The sequence below is a fragment of the Desulfacinum infernum DSM 9756 genome (genome assembly GCF_900129305.1).
GTDB lineage: Bacteria > Desulfobacterota > Syntrophobacteria > Syntrophobacterales > DSM-9756 > Desulfacinum > Desulfacinum infernum.
On the sequence record NZ_FQVB01000009.1, the window covers coordinates 1 to 15,193 of the forward strand.

General features: G+C 62.6%; 17 protein-coding genes and 1 pseudogene. 14 read left to right on the top strand and 4 right to left on the bottom strand.

What is annotated here, in order from left to right; translation table 11 throughout:
- From BUB04_RS05260 to BUB04_RS05275, 4 genes and pseudogenes are all read left to right on the top strand, one after another.
- Positions 1–244: ATP-binding protein (locus BUB04_RS05260; RefSeq protein WP_178371911.1), on the top strand; the 244-nt coding region annotated here is incomplete at its 5' end.
- A gap of 171 nt (positions 245–415) precedes the next feature.
- Positions 416–940, top strand: a complete 525-nt coding sequence (locus BUB04_RS05265) for a hypothetical protein (protein WP_143156361.1) — start codon at positions 416–418, stop codon at positions 938–940.
- A 531-nt stretch (positions 941–1,471) separates the two neighbouring features.
- Positions 1,472–2,137 (top strand): 16S rRNA (guanine(527)-N(7))-methyltransferase RsmG, encoded by a 666-nt coding sequence (gene rsmG / locus BUB04_RS05270; RefSeq protein ID WP_073037665.1) that lies wholly within the window; start codon positions 1,472–1,474, stop codon positions 2,135–2,137.
- A 265-nt stretch (positions 2,138–2,402) separates the two neighbouring features.
- Positions 2,403–3,359 (top strand): annotated as a pseudogene (locus BUB04_RS05275) (IS110 family RNA-guided transposase).
- Between the two features lie 23 nt (positions 3,360–3,382).
- Here BUB04_RS05275 and BUB04_RS05280 read toward each other — a convergent pair.
- Together BUB04_RS05280 and BUB04_RS05285 are read right to left on the bottom strand one after the other, a co-directional pair.
- Positions 3,383–4,774: a nicotinate phosphoribosyltransferase gene (locus tag BUB04_RS05280; RefSeq protein WP_073037666.1), complete on the bottom strand. Its 1,392-nt coding sequence runs from the start codon at positions 4,772–4,774 to the stop codon at positions 3,383–3,385.
- Between the two features lie 38 nt (positions 4,775–4,812).
- Positions 4,813–5,340 (bottom strand): cysteine hydrolase family protein, encoded by a 528-nt coding sequence (locus tag BUB04_RS05285; protein ID WP_073037668.1) that lies wholly within the window; start codon positions 5,338–5,340, stop codon positions 4,813–4,815.
- 107 nt (positions 5,341–5,447) lie between these two features.
- Here BUB04_RS05285 and BUB04_RS05290 point away from each other — a divergent pair, with 107 nt between their 5' ends.
- The 6 genes from BUB04_RS05290 (at position 5,448) to BUB04_RS05315 (ending at position 10,373) form a co-directional block, all read left to right on the top strand.
- The gene (locus BUB04_RS05290; protein WP_073037670.1) at positions 5,448–5,711 is read left to right on the top strand and encodes a DUF6504 family protein; all 264 of its coding nucleotides are present in this window, start codon (positions 5,448–5,450) and stop codon (positions 5,709–5,711) included.
- A 68-nt stretch (positions 5,712–5,779) separates the two neighbouring features.
- Entirely contained in the window at positions 5,780–6,553 is a 774-nt protein-coding gene (locus BUB04_RS05295) for a ParA family protein (RefSeq protein ID WP_073037672.1), read from the top strand.
- Positions 6,546–7,436: a ParB/RepB/Spo0J family partition protein gene (locus tag BUB04_RS05300; protein ID WP_073037674.1), complete on the top strand. Its 891-nt coding sequence runs from the start codon at positions 6,546–6,548 to the stop codon at positions 7,434–7,436. Before BUB04_RS05295 ends, BUB04_RS05300 begins: the two co-directional genes overlap by 8 nt.
- Positions 7,433–7,969 (top strand): bifunctional adenosylcobinamide kinase/adenosylcobinamide-phosphate guanylyltransferase, encoded by a 537-nt coding sequence (gene cobU / locus BUB04_RS05305; RefSeq protein ID WP_073037676.1) that lies wholly within the window; start codon positions 7,433–7,435, stop codon positions 7,967–7,969. The genes BUB04_RS05300 and cobU overlap by 4 nt, the downstream gene beginning before the upstream one ends.
- 156 nt (positions 7,970–8,125) lie before the next feature.
- A complete protein-coding gene (gene cobS / locus BUB04_RS05310) occupies positions 8,126–8,878 on the top strand; it encodes an adenosylcobinamide-GDP ribazoletransferase (protein ID WP_073037678.1) in 753 nt (250 codons plus the stop codon).
- Between the two features lie 448 nt (positions 8,879–9,326).
- Positions 9,327–10,373, top strand: coding sequence for a biotin--[acetyl-CoA-carboxylase] ligase (locus BUB04_RS05315; RefSeq protein ID WP_073037679.1), 1,047 nt, complete (start codon positions 9,327–9,329; stop codon positions 10,371–10,373).
- A gap of 116 nt (positions 10,374–10,489) precedes the next feature.
- Here the strand turns inward: BUB04_RS05315 and dksA are convergent, their stop codons facing one another.
- Positions 10,490–10,852 (bottom strand): RNA polymerase-binding protein DksA, encoded by a 363-nt coding sequence (gene dksA / locus BUB04_RS05320; protein ID WP_073037681.1) that lies wholly within the window; start codon positions 10,850–10,852, stop codon positions 10,490–10,492.
- 77 nt (positions 10,853–10,929) lie between these two features.
- On the bottom strand, positions 10,930–11,427 hold the full coding sequence (gene moaC, locus BUB04_RS05325; RefSeq protein WP_073037683.1) for a cyclic pyranopterin monophosphate synthase MoaC: 498 nt from the start codon (positions 11,425–11,427) through the stop codon (positions 10,930–10,932).
- Between the two features lie 150 nt (positions 11,428–11,577).
- Between moaC and BUB04_RS05330 the strand changes: the two genes are divergently transcribed.
- The 4 genes from BUB04_RS05330 to phnD are packed head-to-tail and all read left to right on the top strand — an operon-like array spanning position 11,578 to position 15,098.
- Complete coding sequence (locus BUB04_RS05330) at positions 11,578–12,111, top strand: GNAT family N-acetyltransferase (protein ID WP_073037685.1); 534 nt, start codon at positions 11,578–11,580, stop codon at positions 12,109–12,111.
- On the top strand, positions 12,108–13,334 hold the full coding sequence (locus BUB04_RS05335; RefSeq protein WP_073037687.1) for an alpha-D-ribose 1-methylphosphonate 5-triphosphate diphosphatase: 1,227 nt from the start codon (positions 12,108–12,110) through the stop codon (positions 13,332–13,334). The genes BUB04_RS05330 and BUB04_RS05335 overlap by 4 nt, the downstream gene beginning before the upstream one ends.
- A 12-nt stretch (positions 13,335–13,346) precedes the next feature.
- Positions 13,347–14,177 carry a phosphonate ABC transporter ATP-binding protein gene (gene phnC, locus BUB04_RS05340; protein WP_073037689.1) on the top strand — a complete coding sequence of 277 codons (831 nt, stop codon included), beginning with the start codon at positions 13,347–13,349 and terminating at the stop codon, positions 14,175–14,177.
- 30 nt (positions 14,178–14,207) lie between these two features.
- Positions 14,208–15,098, top strand: a complete 891-nt coding sequence (phnD, locus tag BUB04_RS05345; protein ID WP_073037691.1) for a phosphonate ABC transporter substrate-binding protein — start codon at positions 14,208–14,210, stop codon at positions 15,096–15,098.
- Positions 15,099–15,193 lie beyond the last annotated feature (95 nt).

Genomic DNA, 15,193 nt, shown 5'->3' on the forward strand with positions numbered 1-15,193 from the left:
CATCGACGAACTGGGATATCTGCCCATGAGCCGGCAGGCACGCTACAACCTCTTTCAGCTGGTCAACGCCCTTTACGAATACCGTTCCGTGATCATCACCACCAACAAGGAGTTTACCGCCTGGGGCGAGTTCTTCCATGACGACAACGTCGTTGTGCCCATCGTGGACCGCCTCATTCACCATTCACACATCTTCATCATGGGAGGGGAAAGCTATCGACTGAGACAGAAACGACAAGGCTGATTTTTTCGTCCCAAGTGGGTCAAAATTGTTGTCCAAAAAAGGGTCAAAATAATTGGCCATTGACAGTGGATTGGGCGGAATCATAATCGCGGTTAACCTCATCAGGAAAAAGGGATGTTATAGAGATGGTGTAGAATCGGAAGGCTGAATATGGCCTGGGTTGACGAATAGTTGAAGGCCGTGCTGGAAGGGTATTCCAACCTCTTGAAGGAACAGAAGCTGGCCCCGCACAAGCATCAACGCCACCTGGTGCGGTGGGGAGTGGAGTTCCTGCATTTTGCCAGAGAGGATGGCGACTACACTTTCAGGGAAACTTTCAACCTGTTGGTGAACGCGCTGGGCAAGCGCGCTGGCGTCAAGGCGTGGAAAATCCAGCAGGCTGGGGACGCCATCCTCATTTATCGGTATCAGTATCGAGGCGGAGGCGGGCCGAAAGTGGATAAGCAGAAAGGAGTCAGCGTTTCGGGGAGTGACGAGAGGCCGCTCCATGGGCTGCGCGAGGTCATCCGACTGTGCCACTATGCAAAGAGTACGGAGAAAACCTACTTGCAGCGGACGCGGAGATGTATCGCGTATCGCGGGCAGGTCGACGCTCGGGTGGCTCCCCAGCGTCGCCCTAACCTCCGCCTGGGCGTGAATCGTAATTCAGGGCTGCGGGTGGGCCAACCTTCGGGCAGGGTCAGCACGACCCCGTAGGATTTAAGCACCTGCCAGGAAACGCTTCATCCGCGTGAACCTGGATGTCGCTAAGATCAAGGAGGTGAAGAGCAACAGGTTGAATACCTTGGCACCGGCGCGGGGTCAGGTGCGCAAAAATAGATGTCGCCTTATTGCGTAAATCTGGGTGTCGCTTGACACCTGTCCGTGACCTGAAAACCGAAGCACGTAGTCCCCTCGACGACCTTTAAGTGCCGGGAGCCCCGCCACGAACGCAGCGAAAGGGCAGGTATGTTCACATTGTGCGAATCCGTCTTGCGTGGAGGAGCAGATGGCGCCAAACTGGGGGCGGGGCGTTCGGGCCTGGACCCGGTTGGGTGTCCCTTGGCGGGCTCTTTCCGCCTGCTACAAACGAGGGGATAAAGGTGATGCACTTGGGCGCAAGTGCCATGAAATGTGTTGCAATATCAGTGTGGTAAGAAACTTCGCCCGTTGATGCTGCCCTTAAGTCAACAGCATTGCAGGGGGCCGAGGGCTGAGTGGGAAGCGGGTGGGGACGAGGTGCCGGCTGTGAAGGCGTGGGATAAGGAATTGCGGGAGCTCAGTGAGGCCGCGGGGCTTTCCCTGGGGGACCGCGAGGTGGCGCTGTGCTGCCGGCACCTGGAGTTGGTCTTCCAGTGGAACCGCCGGATGAACCTCACACGGGTTCGGGAAGAAGAGGCCGTGGCCAAGCACCTTCTGGACAGCCTGATCCCCCTTCCCGTGCTGCCCCCCGAAGGCCGGGTCCTGGACGTGGGAAGCGGGGCGGGGTTTCCGGGGGTCCCTCTGGCCGTGTGCCGCCCCCGATGCCGCGTGACCTTGCTGGATGCGTCCCGGAAAAAGACGAGTTTTCTCAAGGTGGCGGCGGCCGAGCTGGGGCTTTCCCAGGTACGGGTGGTTCACGGGCGCCTGGAGGATTTTGCAGCCGGCGTCCTTGAGGAAAGCTCCTTTGAGAGCTTCCAGCTGATCACCTTCCGGGCGGTGAACCCGGATCCGGAACTGATGGGACTCTTGGCCCGGCTGGCCACGGCCGGGAGGGGTTGCATCGCCTATTGGGCCGGAGCCCGTTCGGGCGCACGGGATGCCAAGGAAGCGGCCCGGGGGGAGGCTCTGGGGCTGGAGCGCCTCGAAGACTTTCACTACGATCTTCCGGCTGACCTGGGACGCCGGACCCTCATCCGCTGGCGCAGGAAGTAGCCTGGCCATTCCCCCACCCCTTGTACGTTGTTGGCACCATGAACATGCGGTACCTAGTATGTACTGGCAGCCGTTATTGGCACTCGCCAGCCAGGCCTGCGGTCGGCCTGTGGGCTGCCGTTTCAGGCACGGCGGTGCAGCCTGTTAGCCCTCTGGGACACCAAGCCCGTGGATAAGCCCATGGCGCACCGCTGTGACCGTTCCTTTGGAGCCCGAACAGTTGCTTGGCCCAAAATCGCATTTGCAAGGATGGGAGAAGAGGAACATGCCTGAAACAATCGTGATCGGCATCGACATTGCCAAACGGACCTTTGACGTGGCCCTCGGCGTTGGTGGAACCATCACAACCTTTCCCAATGACGATGAGGGCCATGAGGCCCTGCTGAACAAACTGTCCGGCCACTCGGTGGACCTGATTGCCATGGAAGCCACCGGTGGTCTGGAACGGGCCCTGGCCTGTAGCCTGCAAGCGGCCGGCTATGGAGTGGCCGTGCTCAATCCCCGCCAGACACGCCACTTCGCCAAAGCCATGGGCTATCTGGCCAAGACTGATCGAATCGATGCAAGAGCCTTGGCTGAACTGGCCCTTTTCCTGGCGAACCGCCCGGATCGACATCGCTACGTGAGGCCCTTGCCGACACCGGAAAGACAGGCTCTGCAGGCCCTGGTTGCTCGACGCCGTCAACTTGTGGAAATGGTTGTCGCTGAGACTCAAAGGCTTTCCAGCTGCCATGTCTCCACAAAGAAGAGCATTGAGACCGTCATTCAAACCCTCCGAGCTGAATTGCGAGAAATTGAAGGCAAGATTTCCGTACATATCAAGATTCACCATGCTGATCTTGCTCACCTTCTGATCACGGTGCCCGGTGTGGGACCGACCACCGTCGCCGTGCTTATTGCTGAAGTCCCGGAGCTGGGACAACTGTCCCGTCGTGAAATCAGCGCCTTGATAGGCGTTGCCCCCTTTAACCGGGATTCAGGGCAGATGCGAGGAAAACGCACCATTTTCTGAGGGCGCGCTCAGGTACGCCACTGTCTTTATATGGCAACATTGGCTGCGATCCGTTCCAATAAAGTGATCAAGCGTTTTTATGATCGACTCATCGCCGCTGGAAAACTCAAAAAAGTCGCCATCGTGGCTTGGATGCGTAAGCTCCTGACCATTCTCAATGCCATGGCTCGAACTGGTCAAAGTTGGGATGAATCACTCCATGCGGCTTGACATTAAACACAGTTGCTCACTCCTCACTCCTCACTCCTTACTCCCCCAAGATCACCGACCTCTTCGCGCTTTCGGGCGCGGGTGACGCGGTCCTGAAGGGTCCGGAGGGCGTCGCTGATCCGAACGGGGTAGCGCTCCGTGGGGCGAAGCACCTTGTATTTTTCAGGGAGGCGGGCCCAGTCTTCCTGGAACCGGCGGCGGATGTCCTGGAGGGATTCCTCGGGTCGCACGCGCTCGCCGTTTCGAAAGATGTCCAGGAGAAGGGGCTCGGTGCCGGGGATCTCTTCTTCGGCCAGGCCCAGCACGTCTTCTTCCATGACCCCGGATGAGCCGTAGGAGCGAAAGACCTGCTTTCGGCCCACCCAGGTGGTCTTTCCGGGGCTGAGCTTCACGATGGGCCGGCCGTCGTATTCCACCAACTTGTAGGCCATGTCCAGGTAGGGGGCGTCGGCGGAAACCCCCAGGCGGGTGCCGATGCCGGCGGCGTCGATGCAGGCGCCTTGGGAGAGGAGTTCTTCCAGGCGGTACTCGTCCAGGTTGCCGCTGGCCATAACGGCCACCTCGTCCAGGCCGTGATGCCGGAACAAGTCCTTCACCTTTTGGCTCAGATGAAGCAGATCGCCGCTGTCCAGGCGCACCCCCCGGAGGGCCTTTCCCTGCTTTTGCAGTTCCTTGGCCAGGAGGACGGCCTTTTCGGCGGCGCTCAGGGTGTCGTAGGTGTCTAAGAGGAGCACGGTGTTGTCGGGAAAGACCCGGGCGTAGGCGCGGAAGGCGTCCATTTCGTGCTGGAAGCTGGTGATGTAGGAATGGGCCATGGTGCCGTAGACGGGGATGCCGTAGAGGCGGCCCGCCAGCACGTTGCTCGTTCCTTGGAAGCCGGTGATGTAGCTGGAACGCGCCGTCTTGAGTCCGGCGTCCACGCCCTGGGTGCGGCGAAGGGAAAAGTCCACGAGCGGTCGGCCTCGGGCGGCGGCCACGCATCGGGCCGCCTTGCTGGCGAGGAGGGTTTCCAGGTGCAGGGTGTTGAGGGCCAGGGTTTCCAGGAGCTGGCCCTGGAGGATGGGTGCGGTGACCTCCAGAAGCGGTTCCTGGGAAAAGAAGATCCGTCCTTCGGGGAGGGCGCGGACGGATCCGGTGAACCGAAAGCGGGCCAGGTAGTCCAGGAAGCCCTTGGGGAATTTTCCGAGAGACCGCAGGTATTCCAAGGAATCGGGATGGAAGCGATATTCCTGGATGGCCGCGGCCAGGCTTTCCAGTCCCGCCGCCACGAAATAGGCGCGATGGGGCGGGTAGTCGCGCACGAAAAGGCTGAAGGTGGCCGTCCCTTCCATTCCCTCCTTCCAGTAGCTGGCGGCCATGGTGAACTGGTAGTAGTCGGTGACCATTTCGGGGTGGTAGCCGTTCCAAAGGTGCATGGGGATTGTCTCCTTGGAAGGGGTGAAGGTCGCGCCGGTCAAGGCTGGAGGATCCGGGCGCCGTAGATGCGTTCCATGCGCTGCAGGGCGAACTGGTGGAACTGGGGGTCGAAGTCCGCCACGGCCTGGGCGGGGACGACCACGGGGTAATCGCGGTTTCTGAGATCTCCCACCGTGTCCATGACGCAGATGGAGGTGCAGACCCCGGTGACCCAGACTTCCTGGGGGGCGGCCTGTCGGAGGATCTCGTCCAGGCGGGTGTTGAAAAAGGCGCTGTATCGGGTCTTTTCCACCACCAGGGCCTGGGGGGGCGGTCCCAGTTCGGCGATGATCTCGGCGCCCCAGGTGCCGCGCACCGCATGGGGGGGAAACATCTGGAATTCGGGGTCGTCGGGGCGGTGGGCGTCTTTCACAAAAATGACCACCCGGTCACTTTCAAGGAACCGGTCCACCAGGTCCCGGATGGGTTGGATGATGCGCCGGGCCGGCGGCCCGCAGGACAAGGCCCCCTGGGGATGGACGAAGTCGTTGAGCATGTCGATGACGAGCAGGGCTTGGCGTTCCATGGCTTCCTCCTGAGCGCTGGGGCGTGCCATAAAAATAATTGTCCGCAAGGGCTGTGAAAAGTATAATCTCCGCGGTTTGCTTTCAAGGGGGGCGGAAGGAGGGGCCCATGCGCTTCGAGCGGATCCAGGTCCGGACCCGGGACGACTACCGGGGGGCCCAGGAACCGGTGGCCTTTGTCTGGCGGGGCGAAACCCACGCGGTGGACCGTGTGGAGGACCGCTGGTACGAGGGATCCCTGAATGCCCGTCGGGTGCCCCTGCGCTACTTCCGGGTGCGGACCGTGGCGGGGCGCCGGTTCATCGTGCGCTACCACGAACTTTTCGACGCCTGGGGCGTCCTGGTGCCGCCGCAAGAGCCTTCCCAAGGCTGAGTGCAGATGCGGGGTGTTCCACGTGGAACACGCCCCCCACATTCCAGAGGAGAAGGGACGCAGCCGCCATGGCCCACATCCTTGCCATCGCCAATCAGAAAGGAGGGGTGGGAAAGACCACCACCGCCATCAACCTGGCCGCCGCCCTGGCCCAGGCCGGACGGCGCGTGCTGCTGGTGGACTGCGACCCCCAGGGCAACGCCTCCAGTGGCCTGGGGATCCGCATCCAGGACCCCGACCAGACCCTCTACCGGGTCCTCCTTCACGAAAACGGCCCCCCGCCCCTGAGCCGGCCCCTGGAGGAGCTCCCCCTCTGGGTGCTCCCGGCCAACCCCACCCTGGCCGCCGCCGAATGGAACCTCACGGCCACGCCCGATTCGGAAACCGTGCTGGCCGCGCGCCTCCAGCCCCTTTCCGACCGGTTCCACTTCATCGTCCTGGACTGCCCCCCGTCCCTGGGGCTTCTCACCGTGAACACCCTGTGCGCCGCCCATTCGGTGCTCATTCCCCTCCAGTGCGAATACTTCGCCATGGAAGGATTGAGCCTCCTTCTCGATACCATCCGGAAGATCAAGCTCCGGTGGAACCCGTCCCTGGCCATCCAGGGAATCCTTCTCACCATGTTTGACCGGCGAAACAACCTGTCCCACCAGGTGGCCACCGAAATCCGAAAACACCTGGGCTCCCGGGTGCTGAAGACCCTCATCCCGCGCAACGTGCGCCTGAGCGAAAGCCCGAGCCACGGGCTTCCCGTGCTGCTCTACGACCGAAGCTGCGCCGGGAGCCGGGCCTACACCGCGCTGGCCCGCGAAATCCTCCAAAAGGGGGCGCACCGTGAGTAGCGACAAGAAAAAAGGACTGGGCCGCGGCCTGGACGACCTCCTCCCGTCCACCGACTGGCTCAGGAGCGAGGCCATCGAAGTCTTCTACTGCGCCGTGGAGCGCCTCACGCCCAACCCCTACCAGCCGCGCCAGAATCTTCAACAGGACGAACACTTCCAGGAATTGGTGGAATCGGTTCGCACCAGCGGCGTGCTCCAGCCCATCCTGGTCACCCGCCCCCCCGACGGGGGGCCCTACCAGATCGTGGCCGGCGAGCGGCGCTGGCAGGCCGCCAAGGCCGCCGGCCTTGCCGAAGTGCCCGTGATCGTCCGGGAGGCCTCGCCCCGGGACGCCCTGGAACTGGCCCTCGTGGAAAACATCCAGCGCCGGGACCTCAACTGCATCGAGGAGGCCCAGGCCTACCACCGGTTGAAGACCGAATTCGGTCTCACCCAGGAAGAGATCGCCCGGCGGGTTGGAAAGAAACGGGCCACGGTGGCCAACCTCCTGCGGCTTGTCCACCTGCCTCCCGCCATCCAGGAAGACGTCCTGAACGAGCGCCTCACCATGGGCCATGCCCGCGCTCTCCTGGCCCTGCCCACGGAAGAGGACCAGTTGCGTCTTCGCGATCAGGTCCTCAGAAGGAATCTTTCCGTGCGTCAGACGGAAGCCCTGGTCCAGCGCGCCCTGGCCGGCGCCCCCAAGACACCGCGATTCCCCCGTCCCTACCGATCCCTCGAAGGGGAACTCAGCCGGCACCTCCAAACCAAGGTGTCCGTCAAGCGCAAGGGGGACAAGGGCACCATCGCCATCACCTTTACGGACGACGACCATCTCCAGCGCCTTCTGGCCCTTCTGGGCCTGGAGACCCCCGCGGAGTCGTCCTGGGAGGCGGGATCATGACCCCGCCTCCCACGCCCCACCTGGTGCTGGGAGGCGCCCGGAGCGGCAAGAGCACCTACGCCGAATCCCTGGTGACCGCCTTTCCGCCTCCCTACGTCTATGTGGCCACGGCCCAGGTGCTGGACGCCGAAATGGAAGCGCGGGTGGCCGCCCACCGGGCCCGGCGCGGCGCCCAGTGGCGTACGGTGGAATCCTTCCTGGAGCTTCCTGCGACCCTCCGGGAACTGGATCGGCAGGGGAACCCCATCCTGGTGGACTGCATCACCCTGTGGCTGTCCAACCTGCTGGCCGATCGCGGAGATCCGGGCGCCAAGGAAGCCGTGTTGGATCTCTGCCGGGTCCTGGAATCCGCCGTCTCCCCCCTGGTGCTGGTTTCCAACGAGGTGGGCTGCGGCATCGTTCCCGCCAACGCCCTGGCCCGCACCTACCGGGACTTGGCCGGCTGGGCAAACCAGAGACTGGCCACCGCATGCCGGGCCGTCACCCTGGTGGCGGCGGGACTGCCCCTTCCCCTGAAACCGCGCGGGGGCTAAGAGCCTGTCGGAAAACGATCGATTTGCGCCGCTCAACGCCCATTCGCCATCCCCGCGAGGCTTGCCCCCCGGCTTGAACGGGAAGCGGGGATCCGGAATGTTCAGGCTGATTCGCTTCCATTGGAACTCCGTACCCCATTCGAACAGGTCCGGCACATGATCCGAGGGTTCCGCACCGCCCTGGCCTTCTTGACCCGACTGAGCCTTCCGGGAGGCGACAAAGGCCCCCTGCAGGCCGAGGACCTGGCGCGCTCCTTCGCCTTTTTCCCGGCGGTTGGGCTGGTCGTCGGGTGCCTTCAGGCGGCCGCAGCCGCCGCCATGCTTCGATTTCTGCCCGCACCGCTCACCGCGGTGTGGGCTCTTGCCTTGGGTACATGGCTCACCCGGGGGCTGCATCTGGACGGGCTCGCTGACGTGGCCGACGGGGTGGGAGGCGGCTTCGATCCTCAAAAGCGCCTGGCCATCATGAAGGACAGCCGAGTGGGCGCCTTCGGGGTCATGGCCGTGGGGCTGGCTCTGCTCCTCAAGGCGGCGGCCCTGGCCCACCTTCTGGAAGCGGGCGCTCTGGCGTCCCTTGTGATCGTACCCGCCGTGAGTCGTTGCGCCATGGTATGGTGCTCCTTCGCAATGCCCTACGCCCGATCGGAAGGCGGCTTGGGAAAGCCCTTCGTGGATCATGTGGGCCGCAAGGAGGTGGGATGGAGCACCGCCGCCACCCTGTTGCCGGGCGTTGGTCTCCTTGGCCTGCGGTTCGTGCCCGTCCTCCTGACGACCATCCTGGCCATCTTGGGACTCCGTATCCTTTCCCGCCGGTGGCTTGGGGGGATCACGGGAGACGTTCTGGGCGCCGCCAACGAGGCGGTGGAGATCGTCGGCTACACCGTGGCGGCGGCCCTGGTCCTGCACTGACGTTCCACGCACTCGCTCGTGGGAGCCTGTCCGAAAACGGGCTTCCGTTCGGAACCGGTAAAGAATCTGACCCCTTTCGTAGCCGCGGGGCTTCAGCCCCGCGGAAAAAGGGTCATCATGAGCCCAGAACCCGGCGGGCAACGCCCAGTTGCGCACCCGACGCCTGGCGCTCTTCCGCAGCCCTCAAGGGTTGTGCCACGACAAGCGGGTTCACCCCGCGGCGTTTTCAGAAAAGCGCCAAGGAGGCTGTCCGACAACGGCAGATTTGTGCCGTTCAATGCCCATTCGTCATCCCCGCGAAGCTTGTCCCTGGCTTGAACGGGGAGCGGGGATCCAGGATTTCCAGTAAGTTATGGACTCCTGCTTGCGCGGGAGTGACGGTTGTCTAAGTTCTCGGACAGGCTCCCAGCAGCGGGGACGAAAAAGCCGAGGACGAGGAAGGTGTGCCATGAACGAAAAAGAACCCACACATCGCTCGATTCTCCGGGCTCTAAGCGAAGCGGACGGGCTCCCGGTCACAGGTGAAGAGCTGGGGCGGCGTCTGGGGGTTTCCCGGACGGCCATCTGGAAGCACGTTCAAAAGCTCAAGGCCATGGGATATGGGATCGAAAGCATGGGCAAACGAGGCTACCGGCTCCAGGCCCATACGGACGTGCTATTGGGCCACCAGCTGGAAATGCATCTCACCACCCGTTGGCTGGGGCGCACCTACGAACACCATGAAAGCTTGGGGTCCACCAACGATCGGGCCATGGAACTGGCCCGCTCGGGGGCTCCGGCCGGTACCGTGGTGGTGGCGGAAGAGCAGACCCAGGGGAGGGGTCGCCTGCGGAGGGTCTGGCAATCCCCCAAAGGGAAGGGAATCTACGCCTCCCTCATCTTCCGCCCGGAGCTTCCCCCGCGCCGAGGCCCCGAAATGACCCTCGTGGCGGCCCTCGCTCTCGCCGAGTCCATCCGGGACCAGTGGCATCTGGATGCCCGCATCAAGTGGCCCAACGATGTGCTCCTTTCCGGGCGGAAAGCGGCGGGGATCCTGACGGAGATGCAGTCGGACCCCGATGGGATCCAGTTCCTGGTGGTCGGGACGGGGATCAATGTGTTTCATGATCGTCCGCACTTCGGGGAAAATACGCTCTATCCCGCCACGTCCCTGGCCTTGGAGCTGAGATCGGCAGGGGGCGCCACTCCGCCCGGCCCCCCCCATCTGACGAGGGCCAGGGTGCTGGCAGGATATCTCAACCGCCTGGAAGAGGTCTATGAAGGGTGGGTCCGGGACGGCCTGGCACCCTACCTGGAACGGCTGAAGGCGGCCTCGGCCGTCCTGGGAAAACAAGTGGTCGTCCGGACTGGTGAAGAAACCGTGGAAGGATGGGCGGCGGACATATCCCCTGACGGGGCGCTCGTCCTTGAAGAAAAGTCGGGCGGAAGGCGGGCCCTCTACGTGGGGGATATCGTGAGGCTTCGCGAAGCCGATCAGAAAAAGGCCGGCATGTGAGCATGACATGCGGGCGGTCCGGGCCTTGACAGAGAAGGAATCGTTAGGGGCTCTCCGCCCGTTGAAGACTTCCGCTCGTGCAGGAGACTCGCAACTGGAAATCTCCGGGCGGCCTCTTAGGCCTCCCGGACCCTCTCCATGGCCTCCTGACGGCGCTTGCAATCGATGCACAGCGTGGTGACGGGTCGGGCCTTCAGTCGCTCGATGCCGATATCATCCCCGCACGCCTCGCAGATGCCGAACGATCCGTCTTCGATGCGCTGCAGGGCCTCCCGGATCTTGATGATGAGTTTGCGCTCCCGGTCCCGAATCCGCAACATGAAATTCCGGTCCGATTCGAGAGACGCCCGGTCCGTGGGATCGGGGAACGTTTCCCCCTCGTCGGTCATGCCCGTGACCGTCTTTTCCGCCTCGGCGTAGAGTTCTTCCAGTCTCTTTTCCAGGATGTCCTTGAAGTAAGCCAGTGTTTCTCTATCCATAGGGACCCTCCACGCGGTGGATTGAAGGGTTAGTCGCTAGCACAGTCCGTGCCGATTTGTAAAGAGTAAAGTCCGCGTCACGAATCCTCTTCGACGGAGAAGGTGCCACTCCGGCCTCCGCTCTTGTGGACGAGCCGGATTCCGTCCAGGCACATGGTCCGGTCCAGGGCTTTGCACATGTCGTAGATGGTGAGGGCCGCGTGGGTCACGGCGGTGAGGGCTTCCATCTCCACACCTGTCCGGTCGCAGGTCTTGGTGCGCGCCCGGATGCGGATGCCGGGAAGATCCGGGTCCGCTTCGAAGGAAACCTCCACGGCCGTGAGGGGGATGGGATGGCACAGGGGGATGAGTTCCCACGTCCTCTTGGCCGCCATGATCCCCGCCAGGCGGGCGGCTTCCAGCACGTTTCCTTTGGTCACCTCGCCCTCCCGGATGCGCCGGAGCGTCTCCGGGGCCATGAGCACCCGGCCGACGGCCCTCGCCTCACGCCACGTGGGCGCCTTGTCGCTCACGTCCACCATCTTCAGACGGCCCTTCTCGTCCAGATGGGTCCAGGGGTGATCGTTGGAAGGCACGGCCGTCTCCTTTCCTCGATTCCGTCCTCTGTCACACTCTTTCCATAAAGCCACAACGATCCCGTCACATGACCATGGTCTCATTTCCTTGATGATTCAATCGACCAGTGGCCGGGAAAACTGGAGTGAAAAGAAGATAAGGAACCTACCATGAGTGAGCCCGTGTATGAAATGAAATTCGCCTTCAGAGATGCCCGCCCGGGCGATCTGATGACTGTCTTGGCCCTGTTGCTTCACCTCGGGTACCCCCGTCCATCCAACGAGCTGGAGCCCATCTACCGGACCCTTATCGAAGACGCCCAATACCGCTGCATCCTGGCCCTGGCGCCTCCCGACGATGCCGTTGCCGGGATGGTCACGTTTCGAACTCAACCCGTCCTTCGACTCGCCGGAATTCAGACCACCATCGAAGAACTGGTGGTTCTGCCGGAATGGCGCGGCTTCGGTCTGGGGCGCGCCTTGGTGAACCTGGCCGTGGAGGTGTCGAGACACAAGAGGGCGGCGCGGTTGGAAGTGGTCACCAGTGAAGAGAGGGAAAGTACACGCCGCTTGTTTTACGAAAAGGCGGGTCTGCAACGGGCCTGGTCCCGAATCTATCGCCTGGATTTCCCACATATGACACGGCATTCGCAGCCGGGTGTCCGAACCGAAGAGTCGCAAGCCTTGCCGGAGGAGCAGGCATGAAGACGCTTCTCTACGATGGCCCGATCTTTGACGGCCGGCATCTGTCCCCGCGCGGAGCGATCCTTTTTGATGAGAAGGGCATCCTTGCCCTGGATCCTCCGGTGAAGTGCCCGGACCCTTCGTGGACAACCGTCCGTTTGGACGACGCCCTGGTTGTGCCGGCGTTGGTGGATTTGCACTGCGATGCACTGGAAAAGTGTATCGAGATGCGCCCGGGGGTCCACTTCGACGCCGAATTCGCCCTGCAGGCCCTGGATCGAAGGCTGGCGGCGGCGGGAATCGGCACTTTTTGTCATGCGGTCAGTCTGGCGGACAGCGACCTGGGCTTGCGCTCACCGGATCGAGCGGCCGAGCTGATTCGCACCATCCGTCGGTTTGCACGCTCGGAAGCGGCGACGGTCCGTCATCTGGTCCATGCCCGCTACGAGGTGGGATCCCGCCGAGGCGCGCGGGTTCTCCTGGAACTGCTGGATGAGGACCTGGTGGATGTGGCGTCCATCATGGACCACACTCCCGGTCAGGGACAGTTCCGGTCCTTTGAAGCCTACGAACGCTACTACTCGGGGACCTACAACCTCACCCGAGAAGAAGTGCAGACCATGGCCAGGGAAAAACGGGAACTGCGCTCCGAAGGCTGGCGTGAAATCAGGCGGCTGACCCAACGAATCGTCGACCAAGGGATCCCGCTCCTCAGCCACGACGACGACACCGCCGAGAAGGTGAGACTGGTCGCCGGCCTCGGGGCATGCGGCTGCGAATTTCCGGTCACTCTGGAAGCGGCCCGGGAGGCCAAGGCGCGGTCCATGGCGGTTCTCGTGGGAGCCCCCAACGTGGTTCGGGGAATCTCCTCCAACGGGCATCTCAGCGCACGCTCGGCGGTGGCCGCGGGCGTAGTGGACGCCCTGGTGAGCGACTACTATCCGGAATGTCTTCTTCAGGCGCCCTTCGTGCTCACCGCCTGCACGGGCGGAAGTCTGGCCGCGCATCTGACGAAGGCAACCGAAGGGCCGGCGAAGATTCTCGGCACCCGTCATCCGTGCGGTCGTCTGAGTCCGGGGCGACCGGCCGACGTGGCGGTTCTTCAAATGGAAGGCCCTTGGGTTCGGGTGAGTCAGCTATGGATCGGCGGGCGCAAGGTTTACGCAAGCGGCGGTCCCGCATGGAAAAGAGGGGAGGGGAGCCTTCGACCGGTCACCCCCATGGAAAAAACGGCATCGGCTTAAGGAGGTACGTGCATGGCTGTCCAGACCGCAGCACCCAAGGAGACAGGCCTAGCTCCCGTGGTGGAGGTTCGTGATCTGGTCAAACGCTATCCTTCGGGAACGACGGCCCTCAAGGGAGTGAGTTTTCAGGTGAGCGCCCGGGACTTCATCGTGATCATCGGTTGCTCGGGGGCCGGGAAGTCCACCCTGCTCCGCTGCCTCAACCGGCTTCTCAAGCCCACTTCCGGTCAGATACTGCTCCTCGGCGAAGACATCTCGGCCGTTTCGGGCGGTTGTCTCCAGAAAGTTCGGAGGCGGGTGGGAATGATCTTTCAGCAATTTCATCTGGTTCCCCGCCTGACCGTTCTGGAGAACGTCCTGGCCGGGCGACTTCGATTCCAAAATTCACCGATCCCCCACACCCTCTCGTTGGCTCGCATCTTTCCGAAGCGGGACCTGGAGCACGCGGTTCGCTGCCTGGCGGAAGTGGGAATCGAGGACCTGGCTTATCAACGGGCAGACACCTTGTCCGGCGGACAGCAGCAACGAGTGGCCATCGCGAGGGTCCTGGCCCAGGAACCGGATGTGATCCTCGCCGACGAGCCCATTGCCAGCCTGGATCCCAGGAGCGCCTCGGCGGTGATGAATCTTCTCCGGGAAATCCACGAAACCAAGGGAATCCCTGTGCTGGTGAACCTGCACCATCTGGATTTCGTGAAACGCTACGCCAAGAGAATCCTTGGGATGCAAAACGGACGACTGGTGTACGACGGGCCGTCGTCTCTCCTGGAGGCGGAGCTGGTGGAGCGGATCTATCAGGGGAGTTGCGATACGGCGTGGGAGGAGCTTCCCGCCTGCGCCTGAACTTTCAACTCATCATGGAGGTATGAACCAATGAACCGTGCCAGGAAAACGTATGTCAAGGTTGCCATCCTTGTGCTCGCCCTGTGTGCCGCCTTTTGTCCCGGAGCCTGGGCCGATCCGGGGCTGTGGCCGGAGGTCGTTCGGTTGGGCCTCATCCCCACGGAAGGCGGTGCGGATATCGTCAAGCGCTTCCAGCCCCTCATCGACCATCTGGAAAAGACACTGGGCGTGAAGGTGGAGGCGCAAAGTGCGTCCGACTATGCAGGCGTCATCACAGCTATGGCCCATAAGCACATTGATTTCGCCTATCTGGGTCCCAAGAGCTACACGGAGGCGGCTGAAAAGGCCAACGCGCAGGCGGTGGCCCTGGAAAGAAACAAAAGGGGAGAACCGGGCTACTACGGGGTCATCATCAGCCGGAAGGACTCCGGTATCAAAACCCTCGAAGATGCCCGGGGCCGTGTGTTTGCCTTTACAGACCCCAACTCCACCTCGGGCTACTTGGTTCCCAACGTGCTCTTCTACCGGGACCTGAAGGTGGATCCGAAGAAGTACTTCAAGGAGGTCAAGTTTTCCGGATCTCATGGGGCCAGCATTCTTGCCGTTAAGAACGGATCCATCGAGGTGGCGGCCACCAACAACATCGATTTGGACCGCATGGCGGAAAAGGGTCAGGCCTCCTGGGACGATTTCAACATCCTGTGGAAATCCGAACTCATTCCAGGCTCGCCCATGTGTGTGCGGGCCGATCTTCCGGAGAGTCTGAAGGCCGCCTTCGCCGGAGCGCTCATGATGTTCAACGCCAATAAACAGGGACTGGAGAAGCTCCAGATCGGCGGCTACCTGCCTGCGGACGACACCACCTACGATGTGATCCGCTACCTGAAACAGCTCAAGAAGCAGCTGGCCCAGGCCTCCTAGGGCTACCGGCCGCTCCCAAGACAAAGAGAAGGTCGACCTTTGGAGAACCCCTCATCGCGAGTTCTCCAAAGGGCCGTCCATGTACCTTCTGGGAG